28 protein-coding genes and 1 pseudogene are annotated in these 18,458 nt (G+C 47.9%); 25 read left to right on the forward strand and 4 right to left on the reverse strand.

Translation table 11 applies throughout. The features are described 5' to 3' along the window. Nucleotides 1–51 precede the first annotated feature (51 nt). The 3 genes from truA to rpsI all read left to right on the forward strand — a co-directional run bounded on the left by truA (nucleotide 52) and on the right by rpsI (nucleotide 1,847). Nucleotides 52–786 (forward strand): tRNA pseudouridine(38-40) synthase TruA, encoded by a 735-nt coding sequence (gene truA, locus FYJ53_RS02155; RefSeq protein ID WP_148429183.1) that lies wholly within the window; start codon nucleotides 52–54, stop codon nucleotides 784–786. Nucleotides 787–992: 206 nt separating this feature from the next. Then, the gene (gene rplM, locus FYJ53_RS02160) at nucleotides 993–1,430 is read left to right on the forward strand and encodes a 50S ribosomal protein L13 (RefSeq protein ID WP_013382251.1); all 438 of its coding nucleotides are present in this window, start codon (nucleotides 993–995) and stop codon (nucleotides 1,428–1,430) included. 24 nt (nucleotides 1,431–1,454) lie between these two features. Further along, the gene (gene rpsI / locus FYJ53_RS02165) at nucleotides 1,455–1,847 is read left to right on the forward strand and encodes a 30S ribosomal protein S9 (protein ID WP_013382250.1); all 393 of its coding nucleotides are present in this window, start codon (nucleotides 1,455–1,457) and stop codon (nucleotides 1,845–1,847) included. 123 nt (nucleotides 1,848–1,970) lie between these two features. On the opposite strand, the gene FYJ53_RS02170 is transcribed toward rpsI, so the two are convergent. The 3 genes from FYJ53_RS02170 to FYJ53_RS21305 form a co-directional block, all read right to left on the reverse strand. Next, a complete protein-coding gene (locus tag FYJ53_RS02170) occupies nucleotides 1,971–2,993 on the reverse strand; it encodes a site-specific integrase (RefSeq protein WP_154556908.1) in 1,023 nt (340 codons plus the stop codon). A 164-nt stretch (nucleotides 2,994–3,157) separates the two neighbouring features. Beyond that, nucleotides 3,158–3,583, reverse strand: a complete 426-nt coding sequence (locus FYJ53_RS02175) for an ImmA/IrrE family metallo-endopeptidase (RefSeq protein ID WP_154556909.1) — start codon at nucleotides 3,581–3,583, stop codon at nucleotides 3,158–3,160. A 5-nt stretch (nucleotides 3,584–3,588) separates the two neighbouring features. After that, complete coding sequence (locus tag FYJ53_RS21305; protein ID WP_207639448.1) at nucleotides 3,589–4,029, reverse strand: helix-turn-helix transcriptional regulator; 441 nt, start codon at nucleotides 4,027–4,029, stop codon at nucleotides 3,589–3,591. Nucleotides 4,030–4,184: 155 nt separating this feature from the next. Here FYJ53_RS21305 and FYJ53_RS02185 point away from each other — a divergent pair, with 155 nt between their 5' ends. Further along, on the forward strand, nucleotides 4,185–4,376 hold the full coding sequence (locus FYJ53_RS02185; RefSeq protein ID WP_154556910.1) for a helix-turn-helix transcriptional regulator: 192 nt from the start codon (nucleotides 4,185–4,187) through the stop codon (nucleotides 4,374–4,376). Nucleotides 4,377–4,413: 37 nt separating this feature from the next. Continuing rightward, a complete protein-coding gene (locus FYJ53_RS02190; protein WP_154556911.1) occupies nucleotides 4,414–4,737 on the forward strand; it encodes a hypothetical protein in 324 nt (107 codons plus the stop codon). On the opposite strand, the gene FYJ53_RS02195 is transcribed toward FYJ53_RS02190, so the two are convergent. After that, nucleotides 4,734–5,009: a hypothetical protein gene (locus tag FYJ53_RS02195; protein ID WP_154556912.1), complete on the reverse strand. Its 276-nt coding sequence runs from the start codon at nucleotides 5,007–5,009 to the stop codon at nucleotides 4,734–4,736. The two genes, FYJ53_RS02190 and FYJ53_RS02195, sit on opposite strands and share 4 nt — an antisense overlap. A 106-nt stretch (nucleotides 5,010–5,115) precedes the next feature. Between FYJ53_RS02195 and FYJ53_RS02200 the strand changes: the two genes are divergently transcribed. The 20 genes and pseudogenes from FYJ53_RS02200 to FYJ53_RS02295 all read left to right on the forward strand — a co-directional run bounded on the left by FYJ53_RS02200 (nucleotide 5,116) and on the right by FYJ53_RS02295 (nucleotide 18,349). Continuing rightward, nucleotides 5,116–5,934, forward strand: coding sequence for an ORF6N domain-containing protein (locus tag FYJ53_RS02200; protein ID WP_154556913.1), 819 nt, complete (start codon nucleotides 5,116–5,118; stop codon nucleotides 5,932–5,934). A gap of 1 nt (nucleotide 5,935) precedes the next feature. After that, nucleotides 5,936–6,172, forward strand: a complete 237-nt coding sequence (locus tag FYJ53_RS02205) for a hypothetical protein (protein ID WP_154556914.1) — start codon at nucleotides 5,936–5,938, stop codon at nucleotides 6,170–6,172. A gap of 2 nt (nucleotides 6,173–6,174) precedes the next feature. Then, nucleotides 6,175–6,474 (forward strand): hypothetical protein, encoded by a 300-nt coding sequence (locus tag FYJ53_RS02210; RefSeq protein ID WP_154556915.1) that lies wholly within the window; start codon nucleotides 6,175–6,177, stop codon nucleotides 6,472–6,474. A gap of 13 nt (nucleotides 6,475–6,487) precedes the next feature. After that, entirely contained in the window at nucleotides 6,488–6,790 is a 303-nt protein-coding gene (locus FYJ53_RS02215; RefSeq protein ID WP_154556916.1) for a hypothetical protein, read from the forward strand. Nucleotide 6,791: 1 nt separating this feature from the next. Continuing rightward, nucleotides 6,792–7,004, forward strand: coding sequence for a hypothetical protein (locus FYJ53_RS02220; RefSeq protein ID WP_073383617.1), 213 nt, complete (start codon nucleotides 6,792–6,794; stop codon nucleotides 7,002–7,004). A 98-nt stretch (nucleotides 7,005–7,102) separates the two neighbouring features. Further along, a complete protein-coding gene (locus FYJ53_RS02225; RefSeq protein ID WP_154556917.1) occupies nucleotides 7,103–7,267 on the forward strand; it encodes a hypothetical protein in 165 nt (54 codons plus the stop codon). Nucleotides 7,268–7,369: 102 nt separating this feature from the next. After that, nucleotides 7,370–7,762 (forward strand): hypothetical protein, encoded by a 393-nt coding sequence (locus FYJ53_RS02230; protein WP_154556918.1) that lies wholly within the window; start codon nucleotides 7,370–7,372, stop codon nucleotides 7,760–7,762. 55 nt (nucleotides 7,763–7,817) lie between these two features. Beyond that, nucleotides 7,818–8,042, forward strand: coding sequence for a hypothetical protein (locus tag FYJ53_RS02235; protein ID WP_073383610.1), 225 nt, complete (start codon nucleotides 7,818–7,820; stop codon nucleotides 8,040–8,042). Nucleotides 8,043–8,045: 3 nt separating this feature from the next. Continuing rightward, a complete protein-coding gene (locus tag FYJ53_RS02240) occupies nucleotides 8,046–8,564 on the forward strand; it encodes a hypothetical protein (protein WP_154556919.1) in 519 nt (172 codons plus the stop codon). Further along, nucleotides 8,561–9,736 carry a DUF2800 domain-containing protein gene (locus FYJ53_RS02245; RefSeq protein WP_154556920.1) on the forward strand — a complete coding sequence of 392 codons (1,176 nt, stop codon included), beginning with the start codon at nucleotides 8,561–8,563 and terminating at the stop codon, nucleotides 9,734–9,736. The genes FYJ53_RS02240 and FYJ53_RS02245 overlap by 4 nt, the downstream gene beginning before the upstream one ends. Before the next feature lie 9 nt (nucleotides 9,737–9,745). Continuing rightward, on the forward strand, nucleotides 9,746–10,090 hold the full coding sequence (locus FYJ53_RS02250; protein ID WP_154556921.1) for a DUF5406 family protein: 345 nt from the start codon (nucleotides 9,746–9,748) through the stop codon (nucleotides 10,088–10,090). Between the two features lie 14 nt (nucleotides 10,091–10,104). After that, nucleotides 10,105–10,884: a DUF2815 family protein gene (locus FYJ53_RS21380; protein ID WP_154556922.1), complete on the forward strand. Its 780-nt coding sequence runs from the start codon at nucleotides 10,105–10,107 to the stop codon at nucleotides 10,882–10,884. A gap of 51 nt (nucleotides 10,885–10,935) precedes the next feature. Then, nucleotides 10,936–11,211 carry a hypothetical protein gene (locus FYJ53_RS02260; RefSeq protein WP_154556923.1) on the forward strand — a complete coding sequence of 92 codons (276 nt, stop codon included), beginning with the start codon at nucleotides 10,936–10,938 and terminating at the stop codon, nucleotides 11,209–11,211. Next, nucleotides 11,204–11,371, forward strand: a complete 168-nt coding sequence (locus FYJ53_RS02265; RefSeq protein ID WP_154556924.1) for a hypothetical protein — start codon at nucleotides 11,204–11,206, stop codon at nucleotides 11,369–11,371. The genes FYJ53_RS02260 and FYJ53_RS02265 overlap by 8 nt, the downstream gene beginning before the upstream one ends. Next, complete coding sequence (locus FYJ53_RS02270) at nucleotides 11,349–13,322, forward strand: DNA polymerase (RefSeq protein WP_154556925.1); 1,974 nt, start codon at nucleotides 11,349–11,351, stop codon at nucleotides 13,320–13,322. The genes FYJ53_RS02265 and FYJ53_RS02270 overlap by 23 nt, the downstream gene beginning before the upstream one ends. Nucleotides 13,323–13,331: 9 nt before the next feature. After that, entirely contained in the window at nucleotides 13,332–15,800 is a 2,469-nt protein-coding gene (locus FYJ53_RS02275) for a virulence-associated E family protein (RefSeq protein ID WP_154556926.1), read from the forward strand. Nucleotides 15,801–16,015: 215 nt separating this feature from the next. Further along, nucleotides 16,016–16,336 carry a VRR-NUC domain-containing protein gene (locus tag FYJ53_RS02280; protein ID WP_154556927.1) on the forward strand — a complete coding sequence of 107 codons (321 nt, stop codon included), beginning with the start codon at nucleotides 16,016–16,018 and terminating at the stop codon, nucleotides 16,334–16,336. Between the two features lie 34 nt (nucleotides 16,337–16,370). Continuing rightward, nucleotides 16,371–17,783 (forward strand): annotated as a pseudogene (locus FYJ53_RS02285) (SNF2-related protein). Beyond that, nucleotides 17,755–18,009: a hypothetical protein gene (locus tag FYJ53_RS02290; protein ID WP_154556928.1), complete on the forward strand. Its 255-nt coding sequence runs from the start codon at nucleotides 17,755–17,757 to the stop codon at nucleotides 18,007–18,009. Before FYJ53_RS02285 ends, FYJ53_RS02290 begins: the two are co-directional and overlap by 29 nt. After that, the gene (locus FYJ53_RS02295; RefSeq protein WP_154556929.1) at nucleotides 17,990–18,349 is read left to right on the forward strand and encodes a hypothetical protein; all 360 of its coding nucleotides are present in this window, start codon (nucleotides 17,990–17,992) and stop codon (nucleotides 18,347–18,349) included. Before FYJ53_RS02290 ends, FYJ53_RS02295 begins: the two co-directional genes overlap by 20 nt. Nucleotides 18,350–18,458 lie beyond the last annotated feature (109 nt).

Here is an 18,458-nt window from a genome sequence, read left to right on the forward strand (position 1 = left end):
ATCCAGGACCGGTAAAATCTGCCGGTCCCGATTTATTTAAGGAATGATACCATGAAAAATATCCAGATGATCATCGCCTACAAAGGCACTCACTACGCCGGATGGCAGCGCCAGCCAAATGCCCCCACCGTCGAGGAAGTCCTGACAGGCGCCATCAAGGCTGTGACTGGTGAGACCGTCACCCTTTACGGCTCCGGCCGTACCGACGCGGGCGTCCACGCCCTTGGGCAAAGCGCAAACTTCCACACCGAGAGCCGGGTACCGCCCGAACGCTTTGCAGCCGCCCTTAACACCAGGCTGCCCGGGGACATCCGTGTGCTGTCAAGCTGTGAGGCCACAGAAGGCTTTCACAGCCGTTATTCGGCGAAAGGCAAGGTTTATACCTACCAGTTCTATTTAAACCCGGTTTCGAGCCCATTTTACGCCGAATACAGCTGGCATGTTAATTACCCTGTGGATGTTTCCAGAATGAAAGCAGCGTCAGCGGCCTTTTTGGGGGAGCACGACTTCCGCGGCTTTATGGCTGCCGGCAGCAGCGTCAGAGGGACCGTCCGCACCATCCGGGCCATTACCTTTGAGCAGGAAGGGGCACTGCTGCGCATAACTTATACGGGCAATGGCTTTCTCTATAATATGGTCCGGATCATGACCGGAACCCTGGCGGAAATTGGAATGGGCAGGATAAAGGCAGAAGCGCTGCCGGGAATCATCGCCTCCTGTGACCGAAAACAGGCTGGTATGACCGCCCCGCCCCAGGGCCTTTTTCTGCGGGAAGTGCTGTATTGAAAAAACATCAAAAAAGCCTGAAAATTAAGCAAAAAAGAATTGACACACCAGGTGAGATGTAATAGAATATAGCGTGGACGTTATTGTATCACTAGCCCCGATACATTGATGAACGTGTTCCGGTAACCCCCACTTTTACCGGAAAGACACTATAGATTAAACCCAGAATAACCGAGTTTTTTAGAAGAATGAAGGAGGAGCTTGAGATGAATTCAAACGCAACAAAAATGCCAAAATCTCATGAAATAGAGCGTAAATGGTACGTTGTTGACGCCGAAGGAAAAGTATTAGGCCGTTTAGCAACAGAAGTAGCCAACATTTTAAGAGGAAAGAACAAACCATATTTTGCACCACACGTAGACTGCGGTGACTTTGTGATTATTATCAATGCCGACAAGATTGTATTAACCGGTAACAAATTAGATCAGAAATTATACAAAACCTATTCCGGACATCCAGGTGGATTAAAGGAAGTAACATACAGAAAATTCTTAGCAGACAAACCAGAATTACTGGTTACCAAAGCTGTTAAAGGCATGGTTCCCCACAACAAACTGGGCAGCCAGATCATGACCAAATTAAAGGTTTATGCAGGCAATGAACATCCGCATGCTGCACAGCAACCAGAAGCTTTAGAAATTTAATGCTAAGAAGGGAGAAAAAATAGAATGGCAAAAGTACAATATTTTGGAACAGGTAGAAGAAAAACCTCTGTCGCCAGAGTTCGTTTATTACCAGGCGAAGGCAAATTCGTCATCAATGGCCGTGATATCGATGAATACTTCGGTATGGAAACTTTAAAAGTGATCGCAAAACAGCCATTAACCTTAACAGGAACCACCGATACTTTTGACGTGATCGTCAACGTATACGGCGGCGGCTTCACCGGCCAGGCTGGTGCAATCCGTCACGGTATCGCAAGAGCTTTACTCGAAGCCGATGCCAACTTAAGACCAGAACTGAAAAAAGCCGGTTACTTAACCCGTGACCCAAGAATGACTGAAAGAAAGAAATACGGTCTCAAAAAAGCACGTCGTGCACCACAGTTCTCCAAGAGATAATTATACCGAAATCACAAAACCCCGGAATGGCTTATTTCCGGGGTTTTTCTTATGTTATGCTTCGGTATAAAACGGCAAAAATTCGTATTATAACCAGCAAACAACTAGCAAATAACCAGCAAACTATAAAAGCTCAATGGCTTCTTTAAGGTCTTCAATATCTTTGTGTGTATAGACTTTCTCAGAGGTTTGGTAGGAGGCGTGACCTCCGATTTTTTTAATCGCAACTTTGTTCGCTCCGGCTTTATCCATCAGTGTGAACCACGTATGCCGACAGTCGTGTGTTTTATGATCCATGTCTAATTGCTCCATGATTGGTTCAAAATATTCGCGGACATAGTTACTGTATTTCATTTGTCGGCCCAGTCGGTTGGTGATTAGAAACTTATTATCTGGGTTATAGCGTTTTTCAATCAGAGGCAGGATCTTGTGACTGATCGGCACGATTCTGTTTTTACCGGCCTCTGTTTTTAGCCCACCAGTGAGCGTGCCGCCCTCCAGGTTCACGTTTTCGGTTTTTATATCCAGCAGCTCACTAATCCGAAAACCGGTGTAGATTAAAATTAAGATTGTATCAACCATTGAAATTTCAGGTTCAACGTCAAAGAGCCGTTTGATCTCTGCGTCGGTAAATGGCTTGCGCTCGATGGTCGTTTCGCGTTTCCCAAGCTCGATAAACTCTGAATAATCTTTTGCAACGATGTCATTCTTCATCGCATACTTATAGACACCTTTTAATAAAACCTTTATCTTCCGTTTAGTTTCGTAGGATCTGTCACACGTATCCACAATCCTCTGAAGGTCACTGGCCTTAAGCTCAGCAAAAATTTTCTTATGGATAGGAGAGCAGTGCTTAAATGCGGCGTTATATCCGTTTTGTGCGCTCTTGGAAAGCTTATCTACACTTTCAGTTTTAAAGCGGTTATAAAGGTCTTCAAAGGTTAATTTGTTCTGTTTCACATCATAAGGATTTTCATTAAATTTGACCAACGCACACATCGCCTCTTTCTTTGTCTCATAGGTGCCGATGGTAAACCACTTTTGTTTCCCGGTATTAGTGAATCCTAAAGTCTTTCTTGCGATCCACGGCCTCCGACGGCTTCCTTTCATCTTGTACACGGTTCCAAAACCGTTGGGCAGTCTCATATTGTACCTCCTAATATTTAAGAATTTTGGGCATAAAAATGCCCGGTATATGGAAAATACCGGGATAATGTGGTACAATAAGTTTGTTGAGTGACTTAGTGTACCGGATCATCCCGGGAATCTATGTCATCGCCTCTGTGTTGGTAGCACGGGGGCGTTTTTTTTTATTTACCGATGACTAGCCACAGATACTCAACCGGAATATCTGTAAGACCATAGATTTCATCGATCGATAACCCGTACAAATCCCGTTTATCCCAGTTCGCTAGTGCAAGATAAGCGGAAACTCGATCCGCCTGGCGTTCGTATTTTGATGGGACGAAAAAGGTGGTGTCCATAAAAATGCGGTTCATACCTCTGTGGAGAAGGGCATGGCCTATTTCATGTCCACACACAATTTTAAGAAGGTCATCCGGAACGGATGTGTTAATAGTAATAAATTGATTTCTTTTAGAATAGCGATACATCCCCCGATACTCTCCAATATCGGTATAGCGTACTTCGATATTCATATAATCACAGAGTTCAAAAGGATCGCAGGTCTTGTATTTCTCCACGAGCCTGTCGACGACATCTTTTTCACGGCACATAACGATCACCTATATTTTTTAGGGATGTATTTTTTATTTACAGCCTTTACAATCCTCTCCTGTTGTTCTATCTCCTGAAGGAGTAATTCTATAGTTGCGGGATCCATGGCCTCGCCATCAAACATTAAATCTGTTTCAGTCATAAGTTGGTTTTTTAGCTTTTTCATTGTTTTGGCGATGTCTTTTTCGTCCTTTTCGGTTAAGTCAGAGGTTTTGGTGGGCGTTTTGGGTTTATCTTCAATTAAATCAGATTTTTCTACACCAAAATAGTTAGCCAGCATTTCTATTTTGTCTATTCGTGGGTATTTTTTTCCATTAACCCAATCAGAGAACGTTGTGTATTTAAAACCGAGATCATCGCAGACATCATTGCGTGTTTTATCGAATTTCTGCATATAAAACTTAAGGTTTCCTGAAAAAATTTCTTTATTTCCTATATCACTCATGAAAAACACCTACTTATTTATATTTAGCCTTATTATACGCTATAAACGTATTTTTTGCAAGAAAAAAGTGAAAAAATTACGCTTTTTTATTTACAATACGCTTAAAGCGTGATACAATTTAACCATACTAAAGATGTGTTGAGGAGGTGATAAAAATGAAGATCAGCCTAAAAGCGGCTCGCAGCAATAGAAATCTTACACAAAAACAGGCTGCTGTATTAATTGGTGTGTCTGAAGACACTATCAGTAACTGGGAAAGGGGAAAGTCCTACCCAGATGCTCTTGCCATTAAAAAAATAGAAGAGGTTTATCAAGTGCGGTATGACGATGTTATTTTTTTGATTTAAAAGACGCTTTAAGCGTAAAAAAGGAGGTGAAACTAAAATGAAAAAAGATTGGCGCGATTTTCTAAACGATCTGCTTACAGAAAAGCAACAGAAAGTTTTAAGAGCTGCTCTACGATCGGGATTTCCCGTTTACTTCTATGGGCGAGGACTAGGTAAATCTACAATCACACAGTTTTTAAAAGAGGCTGGAATTAAAGCAGATGAGCCGGGCTTGCATCCCGAAGCGGATGGTCCTGAATTTAGACCAGAGATGACTGGCCTTTTTCTAAAAGTTAAAGACAGTGAAAAAAGGCCAGTCCCAGAACTGTTGGAGACGCTCCGAGGCCAGGTTGAATCTTTTAAAAATTGGGTTTTTGATTAGTCTCTGTAGTCGACTTTCCCGATATTGAAATGCCAGTTCTCGGGATTTTTCCCCATCGGTTTAGCTTTGTAGCCCATCTCAACCATCGCTTCCATAAAACATTGGCTGGTAACGTGATGATCTAGATGGTGCAGGCGTGTAAAGCGCTGCTTCAATCCATAAGCAGAGCACTCAGTGTTGTAGTTTTGAACAGGGTGGAACGTATCTGCGATATATGCTCTTAATTCAGCTTGTTCTTCGGGGGTTAAATCGTTATAGGAATCTGCGTTCATAATAGGTACTCCTTTCCTAGATTTCGGTAAAGGCATACCGATAAGGAAAGTATATCACATTTTTAGCGAAACAAAAAGAAACTCAAATTTAGAAAGGAAAACAAAAATGCAAGAATTAACCGTAAATATTGAAGGGACCGATTTGCAAATTAAAGAATTCAATGGGCAGCGTGTTGTCACTTTTAAAGACATCGATGCGGCTCATGAGAGACCGGAAGGCACGGCAAGAAAAAGATTTAATGATAATAAAAAACGTTTTGTTGAGGGAGAGGATTACTTCGTCCGAAAAACGGACGAAGCGAAAAATGAGTTTGGGGTAATGGCTCCTAATGGCTTGGTTCTCGTCACAGAATCCGGTTACATGATGCTGTCAAAATCGTTAAATGATGATCGTGCCTGGGCTGTTCATCGCTCTTTGGTGAACAACTACTTTAGATTTAAAGAACAGGCCACTCAGCCAAAACCAAAACGCCCGCGTCTTAAACCAAAAGACCTTGCCGTAAAACAGCATATGAATATCGTAGAAATCATGATTGAGAAAGTTGGCCTTGATCCAGGCATTGCATACAGCGTGGCCATCGATGAAGCTGAAAAGGAAAGTGGCTGCAATCTTCTGGCCTATGAAAAGCTGTTACCAGCAGCAGATCACCCAACAGGCATGTATAATGCAACAGATTTAGGAAAAAGAGTCCGACCAGACAGCCCTGTTTCACCAAGAGCCATCAATAAGACCTTAAAAACGTTGGGATTACAGGTAAAAGAAAAAGACTGGGTTATCACAGAGGCAGGAAAAGAATATGGTGAGATGATGCCTTTCACTGCGTCACATAATAATGGTAGTTCACACACTGATTATCGCCCCTTGTGGAATGAAAAAGCTGTGGAGCTTTTAAAAGAATATTACAAAGAAGAAGGAGAAAAATAAAATGAAAACAAAAGAAATTAAGTATCAATTGAACCAGTGTCGGTCGTTTGAAGAATTTTTCGTTAAAGCATCCGAAATTAAACTTAAATGCAGCATAAGCATTAAGAAGTTAAAAAAACTAAGAAAAATCGTGAAAGAATATAGCGTCGTGTACGGGAGCGATGTAATTGTGAATCTATGTGACTGCATTGATGCGGAAATGGCGATTACTCGCTTAGCAAAAAAATTGGTGATGTAGTTATGGCAAATAAAAAAGAAAAAGCCATTGAGCAGTTGTATAAAAAATACGGCAAGTACGGAGTCAGTAAAAAGCAGCTCAAAGAAATCATCAATAGTGGATTAAAGCAGGGCATTTCACTCAAGTCGGCAATTATCGGGGCCCGCTTAGCCTTATCCAGTCAGTTCGGAGGGAATGAGCTGTTTACCGTTGACGATGTTTGTGCCGTAACCGGAGAAACGGAAGCAGAGGTTCTTAAAAGAATTAAGCAGCTGGAACGTGAAGGCCATAACGTGTTGCACAAAGGGCCGTTGCCGGCATAGGAGGGCTAAGACAATGGGTGAAAAGCAAGAAGTAAAATACTGGGAAAGAAATCCTACTTTACACGGTCTTTACGATTTATCAGACAACGATAGTACAAAACTAGAAGGAGAATCGTTCAGCGATGCATATTTAGAAGAACTTCACTCCTATCTGGTGGATGCTGGAATCATTGAGAATCTAGGCAAGAGTAGACGGTGGGACAGCATAATGGACATTCTTGCAAGTTATGGGTCCTGCTGTGAGTACATGGGCTTTGAGATAGGGTTTAAAACCGCTATGAAACTCTTTAAGGAATGCGGTATGGGAGGTGAGTGATTTGCCAGTAAAAAGAAAAATAACAGTCAAAGAAGCCGCTCAACGCATGGGAGTAGCCGAACAGTTTATACGTGTTGGCCTACAGCGAGGGATATTGAAATTTGGATACGCTGTACAGCAAAAGGAAAATGGAGAGTATTCTTATCATATTTCACCTAAGAAGTTTGAAGAGTACATGGGAAAAGAAGAGAACGAAGGAGAGGAGGCTTCATGATGGACTTAGCAACTGCTGGCTTACCATTCATGATTATGGGGCCCGTGCTATTTTACTTGATTACAAAGATTGTAGAAAAATTTTAGGAGGATTAAAATATGGGGTTACTATTTGATCTCAGAGACGATGTCGAGGACATCCGCGTATTGCAGGATAAATCCATTTTTATCCAAAAGGAAATCGGAGAATACTTCAATTTCACAAAAGATGAGGATAAGCAAAAAAAATACTGTATCAATATGACCGCATCAGCGCTTTTGTAGATGTTTTATCTGATTATATGGGTGAGACTTGCGAAGCGCTCAGGGAACTTTCTGACAGAATGACTACAGAAATAAAAAGCCCAAAAGAGGAGGATTAGAAACATGAAATTAAATATTGAGATATTCAGAGCGTTAGCAGATTTAAAAACGCGGGGCAATGTGCTGAATGCACTTCAGGAAACCAGTGATTCAGATGCTTATTTCTACGAACTGCTAGACAGTATCGAAGTAGAAAGCAGCGGAAGTCAAAAAAGTTTAGTAGACACGATAAGAGATGCACACAGCGCCAGTTTAACCGATGCTTTTGATGCGGGTGTTGCTTATGGGCTGCACATTGAGCGCGAAATTGAACGGATTATTGGTGATCCAGTAAAAATGACGAAAGAATATACAAAGCAATGGACAAGTGCCCGTGAAGAATGCCCAGTAAAAGAAAAATCCTCCGATCGTGTTGACGCACGAGAGACGGAGGAAAATGCAAAATTTAACAATTAGATTATATCAGAATTCAGGAGGGCTGTAAAGGCAGCCCTCAGAAAGGATAAAGCCTATGTACAAACGTAACACCCTTTTATTACCGTGCAATGACGACAGCGGAGGCAGTATAAGCGTTTATAAAACGGATTATGAGAAATTCAAGAAGAGCCGTAAAATCGTCATCACAAAAGAAGTCATCAACCGAGAAGGCGTCCACTTGGAGTATTATTCAAAACGAAACCCAGACGCCTCTGGAAAATGTTATTTAAAAAATTTAGATTTAATCGAAGGGAGATAAACAATGAAATTTGTATTCGATAGCCACGAGGAAATCAGAGATTACGCAACACACACCCTGCACATGGTAAACGCGCCGGAGCACCAGCCGGCCTATATTGATAACTCCGGGCTGCATCCGATTGACGTGCAGCAGATGCACCAGCCGGCCCAGCAGCCTGCCCCGACAGGACAGGCGCCAACCGTGTCACCTGTGCAGACAACCGCACAGCCCGCTCCGGCGGCCCCCGTAGCTCCGCAGCCGGCACCCGTTCAGCAGACCCCGGTGACCCCGCCGCCAGCTCAACCCGCCCCAGTACAGCAACCAGCGCCGGCGGCACAACCTCTGCCGACCACTGCCGTGACCCAGGAGTACACCCAGGATCAGATCAGCGTGGCCATGGCCGGCCTGGTCAGCCAGGGCAAACAGCCGGAGATCATGGCGTTAATCCAGGGCTTTGGCGTCAGCAGTTTAGTCGAACTACCCAAAGAACAGTACGGCGCCCTGGCCGTAAAACTGCGTGAAATGGGGGCGCAGATATGAGTTCAAAGAAAGGAACCCCGGCCCATGCCCTGCTGTCCGCCAGCAGCGCGGAGCGGTGGATGAACTGCCCGGCCTCGGTCCGGTTATCCGAAGGGATGCCGGACCTGGCAGGTGATTCGGCCAGAGAAGGCACCCTGGCCCACGCCATCGCCGAGCTGAAGCTGAGAAAGCAGTACACCGATCCCATGGGTAAAGCAACCTTCACAAGGCGCATGAACAAGCTGACCAAAGATCACGACCAGTATAACCCCGAAATGCAGCGCTACACCGACCAGTATCTGGAGTTTGTGAACAGCATCACCTACGCGCAGACAACCGCGCCCTTTGTGGAAGTGGAAAAGCGGGTTAATTACAGCGCTTACGCCCCCGAAGGCTTTGGCACCGCGGACTGTATTGTCATCCACGGGAATCACCTGTGGGTCATTGACTTTAAGTATGGCAAAAACATCAAGGTCGATGCCGAGGACAACAGCCAGCTGAAGCTTTACGCCCTGGGCGCGCTGGCCGATTATGGTTTCATCTACCCCATCCAGACCGTGACCCTCTGCATTGTGCAGCCCCGCATGGACAACATCGTGAAATGGGACACCGACGTGGCCGCCCTGTGCCAGTGGGGGAATGAAGTGGTCAAACCCCTGGCCGAAAAAGCCTATGCCGGCGGCGGGGAGTGCTTCCCGGGTAAACACTGCCAGTTTTGCCCCGTCAAGCCTGTCTGCAAAGCCTACGCCGGGCAGTACGACGTCAAAGAAGAAGAGATTAAAGACCCGCAGACCATGAACGCCGCAGAGATGGCTCAGATGCTCGAAAAGCTGGAGGGCGTGGTCAGTTACCACAAGAAGCTGAAAGAATATGCTCTGACCAAAGCTTTAGAAGGCCTGACGATTCCCGGTTTCAAAGTGGTCGAAGGACGCAGCACACGCAGCTTTAAGAACCTCGATGTCGCATTCCAGAAGATTAAGGAAGCCGGCTTTGACGAATCCCTGCTCTATGAACGCGTCCCCCTGACCCTGACCGGTGTTGAGAAGCTCTTAGGCAAAAACCAGTTCGACAGCCTGTTAGCCGCCGACGTGGTAAAACCCCAGGGAAAACCAACACTGGTGCCCGAAGACGACAAACGGGAGCCGTTCAAGCGTCAGAGCGCGGCAGAAGTATTCAAAGATATTCAAATCTAGGAGGATGAAATGGAAAAATACGACGCACACCATTGGAAAGCGCGGGAGTATGACATAAAAACCACCTTGCAATGTGAGGAATACAAAGGATCGCTGGTAATTCAAATTCGGGGCAACATTTCAGGCTATGACGCACTGAAGCACCTCGACCCTGAGTGCGATTCGATTAGCCCCGTACGGAACGACTGTGATTTTAAAGAGTTTGAAGACCCGGACAGCGAAGGCCAATACTATTTTGAAATGAGCTTAAAAAACGATCAGGGCGACGAGCTCCTTGTGAAAGATACGTGTGATTGCTTTGGCGATTACATCGTTGGGTTAGAAATTATAGACTGTCGAAATTATAAACTTTAGGAGGAATAAATAAAATGAGTGAATTATTGATTGGTGAAATTAGAATGAGTTATGTCAACGTGTTTGCGCCTTATGCGGCCAACGGTGGAGAGCCAAAATACTCCGTGACCTTGCTGATCCCTAAGAGCAACACGCAGCTGGTGCAGCAGATTCAGACCGCTATTGAACAGGCCAAACAGGAGGGGGTCGCAAAGAAGTTCGGCGGCACAATGCCCGGCTTTGTCGCGTCTCCAATGCACGACGGCGACGGCACAAAGCAGACCGGGGAACCTTATGGCGAAGAGTGTAAAGGGCACTATGTAATGACCGCATCCTGTAAGCCAGAGTTCGGGGCGCCTGGCGTCGTCGCAGGCCCTGACCGTCACCCTGCAATGGATCAGAGTGAAGTCTACTCCGGCTGCTATGGCTACGTATTTGTCAACTTCACCGCCTACAACGCCAGCGGAAAAAAGGGTGTCGGCTGCTACCTGCAGCACGTCTGGAAAACACGAGACGGCGAAGCCTTCGCGGGCGCAAGAACCAGCGTTGAAGACGCCTTTGCCGGTGTCACGGTCCCTGTACAAGGACAACCCGCAGCTCCTGGGGTTGTAACACAGCCCGGATACACCGCGGCCATGCAGAATCCTTATGCGCAGCAGCCCACGGCACCAGCAGTTACGCCGGGATATCCGCAACAGCAACAGCCTGCCCTGGTACAGCCCCAGTACGGTCAGACCCCGGCACAGCCCGCAGCACCCCAGCAGATTGACCCGATTACCGGCCAGCCGATCCCGCCGGCGGTCATGGGCATCTGAGCATTCACGGCCCCCAGAGTGGGGCCGTTTTTAGCAAAGGAGATCGAAAAAATGAATTTTAACACAAAATCTTATCCTTTAGATTGGATTGCGGGAATCGAATGGGATAACATCCAGGAAACGTTAAAAAGCGGCGGAGACATTACCAAGAAATGCTATGCCAGTTACGATGATTGGGAGGATGATTGTGGTCATTCCGAAATCGACGAAGCGCAATACCAATTAGAGACAATCCTAAATGATTACTTTGAATTCGAGAAATTGCCGTACTCTGCAGTAAGATGGATTGAGGAAGTCAAAATACAGAAGGTATCTCTCGATGAGTAAAAATAAATATAATGAACACCGATACAACGGGTCTGGTTATCCCGACCCAACCTGCGGCGATGCCATCGAGCATTTAGAGCGGGAAGAGAAACGAAAACACAAAAACCAAACGACAAAGAAGAAACGGGGGCACCCAGATGGCAAAGAACCTCAGCATTGATATCGAAACTTACTCCAGTGTAGATTTAACCAAGGCAGGGCTGTACAAATACGTGCAGTCCCCGGACTTTGAGATTCTGCTCTTTGCTTACAGCTTTGACGATGAACCTGTGGAGGTGGTGGATTTAACCCAGAAAGGGCGAACCCTGCCGCAGCGTGTACTCTGGGCCCTTCAGGATCCAAACGTGAAAAAGACCGCCTACAATGCGGCCTTTGAGTGGTACTGCATCAACAAGTTTTTCGTGAGCCCGCTGGAGCAGTGGGAGTGCACTATGGTGCATGGTCTGTATGCCGGGTATCCTGCCGGTCTGGGGCTGGTCGCCCGAGTGATGGGCTTTCCAGAGGATAAGAAAAAAGACACAGCGGGAAAGGCCCTGATTAAGAAATTCTGTGTTCCCAGAAAACCGACTAAAAACAAGCCTTATACACGCACTTTACCAAAACATGAACCGGAACAATGGAAGCTTTTTATTGAATACTGCCGCCAGGACGTGGTGGTGGAAAAAGCTATCAAAGAACGTCTGGACAAGTACCCCCTGCCTGAACAGGAGCAGCGCTACTGGATCATGGATCAGGCCATTAACAGCAGGGGTGTTCAGATCGACACCGGTCTGGTGAACGGCGCGATGGCCATCGACGATATTATGACCGCTGAGTTGGTGAATGCGTTGAGAGAATTGACCGGTCTTGACAATCCGAACAGTCCGGCACAGCTTAAAAACTGGCTGGAACAGGAAACCGGAAAGCCCGTGCCAAGCCTGAACAAGGCCGACCTTCCGGACCTGATCGAAGCCATGGAAGCCGAAGGACATCCTGAGGCGGCTAAAGTGCTCTGTATTCGCCAGGAACTGGCAAAGACCAGCATTAAGAAATACCGTGCCATGCACAACGCCGTATGCTTTGACAACCGTGTCCGGGGGTTGCTACAGTTCTACGGTGCAAAAACCGGCCGATGGGCCGGGCGCTTAATTCAAGTGCACAATCTTCCGAGGAACTACCTGGAAACGCTGGACGTTGCACGCGACCTGGTTAAAACCCAAAACGTCGACATGCTCAAAGTCATTTACGGCAACGTACCCGATACGGTCAGCCAGCTGATCCGCACCGCGTTTGTGCCCAGCGAGGGCTGCCAGTTTGCCATCGCGGATTATTCAGCTATTGAGGCCAGAGTGATCGCCTGGCTCTCCGGGGAGCAGTGGCGTATGGACGTGTTCCGCACCCATGGGAAAATATACGAAGCCTCCGCCAGTGCCATGTTTGGTGTTCCTCTCGAAAAAATCAAGAAAGGAAACCCGGAGTACGCGCTGAGGCAGAAAGGGAAGATCGCTGAACTGGCGTTAGGCTATCAGGGGTCAAAAGGCGCGCTGATCCAGATGGGCGCCCTTAAGATGGGCCTGGATGAAGAAGAGCTCCCCGACATTGTGAGACGCTGGCGGGATGCCAACCGCCGGATTGTAGATTTCTGGTATACCGTTGAGAACGCCGCACTGGGATGCGTGGAGTTCGGGGAACCCTGTTTGCTGCAACATGGAATCACCATCAGCCGAGACACGCATTATCTGTTGATCACCTTACCCTCAGGCAGACAGCTTTTTTACACCAATCCGGTCATTGTCCCCGGAGATATGGGCCGAAAGCAGGTCCAGTTTGAAGGCTTAAACCAGACCACTAAGAAATGGGAATACGTGCCGACCTATGGCGGCAAACTGGTGGAAAATATTGTACAGGCCGTCGCCCGGGACTGCCTGGCAGAAGCCATGTACAAGCTGCACTGCGCAGGTTACAAAATCTGCTTTCATATCCATGACGAGGTTGTGCTGGAAATTCCAAAGAATGACCCTGTCTATAACCTGGACAACGCCATCAAAATCATGTGCGAGCCCCCGGCCTGGGCACCTGACCTGCCCTTAAACGCCGATGGGTTCACATCCGACTACTACAAGAAAGATTAGGAGGCCCTTATGCAAAACAACATCAAGTTAACCATCTCCACTGGGTCCGGGAGGCATGCGGTCTTCTGGTACCCCCAGGAACTGTACTGGGCCGATTTTATACAGAAAGTATCAAGCCCCATCATCACCTCCGAGAACTTTGCGGCCTACAAGCGCCTGCCCAAAAAGCAGCAGGACGACCTCAAGGACGTCGGGGGCTTTGTTGGCGGAAGACTGGCCGAAAACCGCCGTAAAAACGACAAAGTCATCGACCGGTCCCTGATTACCCTGGACGCGGATTCCGTCCCGTCTGGAGGCACCCAGGCGGTTTTACAGGCGGTATCGGCTTTGGGCTGCGCCTACGTGGTGTATTCCACGCGAAAGCACGAGGAAGCCGCGCCAAGACTGCGCATTGTGATCCCCTTGGACAAGCCCTGCACGGCCGAACAGTACGAGCCCATCGCGCGGAAAGTTGCCAGCTACATCGGCATGGCCATGATGGACCCGTCAACCTTTGAGGCCAGCCGGCTCATGTACTGGCCCAGCATCAGCGCGGACATGTCACGGCAGTATGTTTTTGCCTATGAAGACAAGCCTTTTCTCTCCGGAGAAGGGGTGCTTGCCCAGTACACCAACTGGCAGGACGTGGCCGAATGGCCCGAAGTGCCCGGCGCGGCCAAAGTACGACAGACCGCCGCCAAACGTCAGGGGAATCCCCTGGATAAAAAGGGCGTCGTGGGCGCGTTTTGCCGGACATACGATGTGCCGGGCGCCATCGCGAAGTTTATTCCAGACGCCTACAACCCCTGTGACACCCCAGGGCGTTACAGCTACGCGGAGGGCTCCACCGTGGGCGGGGCCGTGCTCTACGACGGAGGAAACTTCATTTTCTCCCACCACGCTACCGACCCGATCAGCGGCCTGCTCTGCAACGCCTTCGACTTGATAAGGCTGCACAAGTTCGGTCATCTGGACGAGGACGCCAAACCTGAGACCCCAGTGGCCAGCCTGCCCAGTTACCGGGAAATGCGCAGTTTCTGCGTGGAAGACCCGGAGGTTAAAGCCTTATTGTCAACTGAACGCTATGAGCAGGCAGTGACTGAATTTGACGGCATTGAGGTAACGGATGCCGTGGAAGACCCAACCGCATGGATGGGGCTGCTAAAATTTAATGAAAATGGCCAATATTTAAAAACCATTGAGAACATTCTGACGGTCTTAGAGCATGACCCTTTAATACGGGATCGCTTTTACCATGATGAATTCAGCAACCGGCCTGTGGTCTGCGGTGTTTTCCCTTGGGAGAATGGGAACGCATATAAAGGCGAACGCCCCTGGGAGAACGTGGACGACGCCGGACTGCGGTGGTACATGGAGACCGTTTATAAAATTACAGGAAAAGAAAGGATATATGACGCCATGGCACTTTATGCAAAGAAACACAGCCGGCATAAAATTAAAGAGTATTTGTCCGCTTTGAGATGGGACGGTGTCCCTAGAATTGATACTCTGTTAATTGATTATTTCGGTGCGGAAGACAGAGTTTATACAAGAGAGGCTATGCGTAAGGCCTTAGTGGCCGCAGTAGCCCGCGCAATGGCACCAGGCACTAAATTTGACACGATGCTGATTTTATCTGGCGCACAGGGTATCGGGAAAAGTACTTTCTTAAGAATATTAGGGAAAGAGTGGTTTTCAGATAGTTTAACCACTTTTGATGGTAAGGAAGCCTCTGAACTGGTACAGGGTTACTGGATCATTGAGGTGGGTGAGCTGGCAGGGTTTAACCGGTCCGAGATGAATGCCGTCAAGCAGTTTTTGTCAAAGCTGGAAGATGTGTACCGTGTGCCCTATGAACGAAGAACCGCCGCCTTCCCCAGAAGCTGTGTGTTCTTCGGTACAACCAACGATGCCACCTTTTTACGCGATCAAACGGGCGGGCGCCGGTTCTGGCCGGTGGATCTGGGGAAGGGTAAACCGACAAAGAGTGTTTTTAGAGACCTGGAAAATGAAGTCGATCAGATTTGGGCAGAAGCGTATGTACGCTATGTCATTGGTGAATCGCTATTCCTTGTCGGTGAGGCTGAGAAACAAGCAAAAATCGCCCAGGAAGAGCACCGGGAAGTTGATCCTAAAGAAGGGATTGTGACGGAATTTGTGTTCCGTAAAGTGCCGTTAGACTGGCAAAAGATGGATCTGTCGGCAAGACGTACCTATTGGGCGACTGAGTGGTCAAAAGCTGCAGAAGAAAAGCTTGTGGAACGCGACCGAATTTGTGCTGTAGAGGTGTGGAGCGAGTGCTTTAATAATCCGCCCGGGACAATGCGAAGAAGTGACGCCGTGAGCTTAAATGCGATTCTTGCAAATATAAGTGAATTTGAAAAGTGTAAATCAAATCGACGTTTTGGTCCGTCTTACGGTCAACAAAGGGGGTACATACGCAGAGAATTGTCAACAGACGCTGTCAACAATGACAACAATGAAAATAGGAAAAGTTGACATAGAATGTTTACACGTAATCCCTGATTCTATAAGGCTTTAAGCCTTATGACAACAATGTCAACATTTATATATAAATATATATATAAATAAGAATATATAAGGCGTAGGGGACACGTAAAGCCTTATACGCCTTATATTCACATAACGTATATAGGAGAACGTTGCGAATGTTGTCCGATAGGATTTAAAAAATTATGGAGGAGTGATCAAAGTTGCTAGAAAAGGAACTGGAAGCAAAGCTGAGAGACGCCGTCAAACAACAGGGCGGCCGGGCTTATAAATTTACATCGCCGGGGAATGCCGGGGTGCCCGACAGGTTAGTCGTATTCCCCGAAGGAAAAATCGGTTTTATCGAGTTAAAACAGCCCGGAAAGAAGCCGACCAAAAACCAGATGCTGCAGATGAATCGGCTAACGGCTTTAGGGTGCAGGGTGTATCTGCTGGACTCTTGCGCCAGAATACCATACGTTCTGGAAGACACCCAGTCAGGGCTGTGGCCAATCTACCGGTGGGGGCTGCATGGTGCCCTATGAACGAAGGCAAGAAAAGTAAGGAGGTGATGAACCCATGAAATTTATCCCACATGATTATCAGCGCTATTGTATCAACCGCATGATTTTTGAGGACCATCTAGGATTACTCTTAGACATGGGGCTTTGACTGGGCAAGACCGTCATCGCCCTGACCGCCGTCAACGATTTGCGGTTCAACCGCTTTGCCATTTCAAGAACCCTGGTCATTGCCCCGAAAAAAGTCGCAGAGGACACCTGGACAAGAGAAAGTTCAAAATGGGACCACTTACACCTGCTGCGGATTAACGCTGTCTTAGGAGCCAAAAACAAGCGCATCCGGGCACTGAACACACCGGGGGACATCTGGGTGATCAACCGCGAAAATGTGCAGTGGCTGGTGGACTATTACCGCAACGACTGGCCCTTTGACTGTGTGATCATTGATGAACTGTCAAGCTTTAAGAACCCCAGCGCCAAGCGGTTCAAAGCCCTGAAGCTGATGCTGCCGCACATCAAGCGCCTGTACGGCCTCACGGGCACCCCGGCGCCCAACGGTTTACTGGACCTCTGGAGCCAAGTGTATCTGTTGGATCAGGGGCAGCGATTAGGGAAAACCGTCACCGCCTACCGCGACCGGTATTTTAACCCCGACCAGCGGGGTGTGGACCGGATTTACACCTACAAGCCAAAAGACGGGTCTGAAGGCAACATCAAGGCGGCTATCTCCGACATCTGCATCAGTCTTTCAGCCCGGGATTACCTGACCTTGCCCAAACGCATTGACAACGTGATCCCGGTCCACCTGAGTCCAAAAGCCGCCGCGCAGTACCGCGAGATGGAAAAAAACATGCTGCTGCAGGTGGATGAGGCCACCATCGACGCCAGCACCGCAGCGGTCTTAAGCAACAAGCTGCTGCAGCTGTGCAACGGAGCTATCTATGACGAAAACAAAGCCGTCTACGCGCTGCACGACGAGAAGCTGGAGGCACTGAAAGAGATTGTGGACACGGCCCAGGGAAACAGCTTGCTGGTGTTTTATAACTTCCAGCATGACCGGGACCGGATCAAGAAAGCCCTGTCCCGGATGAAACTGAGAATCGGGGAATTGAAAACCCCGGAAGACATCGAAGCATGGAACACCGGTAAGCTGGACATTCTGCTGGCTCACCCAGCCAGCGCCGCCTATGGATTAAACCTTCAGGACGGCGGGCACATCGTCGTGTGGTTCGGGCTTAACTGGTCCTTGGAACTGTACCAGCAGGCCAACGCAAGACTGCACCGTCAGGGCCAAACCGAGACCGTCATCGTCCAGCACCTGGTCACCCAGGGCGGCATGGACGAGCAGGTCATGGAAGCGCTGCAGGGGAAGGAAGCCACACAGGATGCCTTACTGAACGCTCTGAAAGCACGGATTGAAGAATATAAGCAGGAGGAAGAAGATGCCAACAATGAAGCCAAAGCGCTGTGAAGGCTGCGGGGGTCTCTTTGATCCCAAAGCTGGGAACCAGCGCTACTGTGGGCCCGCGTGTTATCATCTGGCCCGAGAGCGCCAAAAGCTGGAAGCAGCAAAACCAAGAGAAAAGCGGATGGCCATACAGGAGATTGAGGATGCCGCCAGAAAACACGGCTTAACTTACGGGCAATTTATAGCCAGAATGAGAATGGAGGGTGCCCATGAATCCAACCGAGATTAAAACGGAGTTGGAACGATTGAACAAAGTTCGTCTGGACATTTTGAAATACCAAGGCCCGGAGAGTGTGAAATCAGAGACAAGCTATACAGATGCAGACAATATTCACGGGAACCATCGCCGGGCGGCGATCGATATTTTTGAGGAATATCAGCGTGTTACCGACAGGATGGACGCCCTGAGACAAGAGCTTAAAGACTGTGTTGACCGTTTTGAAAGCTTAGCAGAGAAAGTATTGTTTCTGGTGAACGTATACGGCATGACGCAGAAAGAGGCGGCAGAGTATTTGGGGTATAGTTATGGCTATATCCGGCGTGTTTTTATGAATGCCGAAAACAGGTAACAATTTAGGTAACACTCTAACCGATAAAAAACACCCCATATGTGGTATAATGGCGTTAACAAGAGTGTAATTAAGAGGCCACGGCAAGAGCTGTGGTCTTTTTTCGTAC

This window comes from Eubacterium sp. BL-380-WT-2B (genome assembly GCF_009696115.1).
Classification (GTDB): Bacteria; Bacillota; Clostridia; order Eubacteriales; family Eubacteriaceae; genus Eubacterium; species Eubacterium callanderi.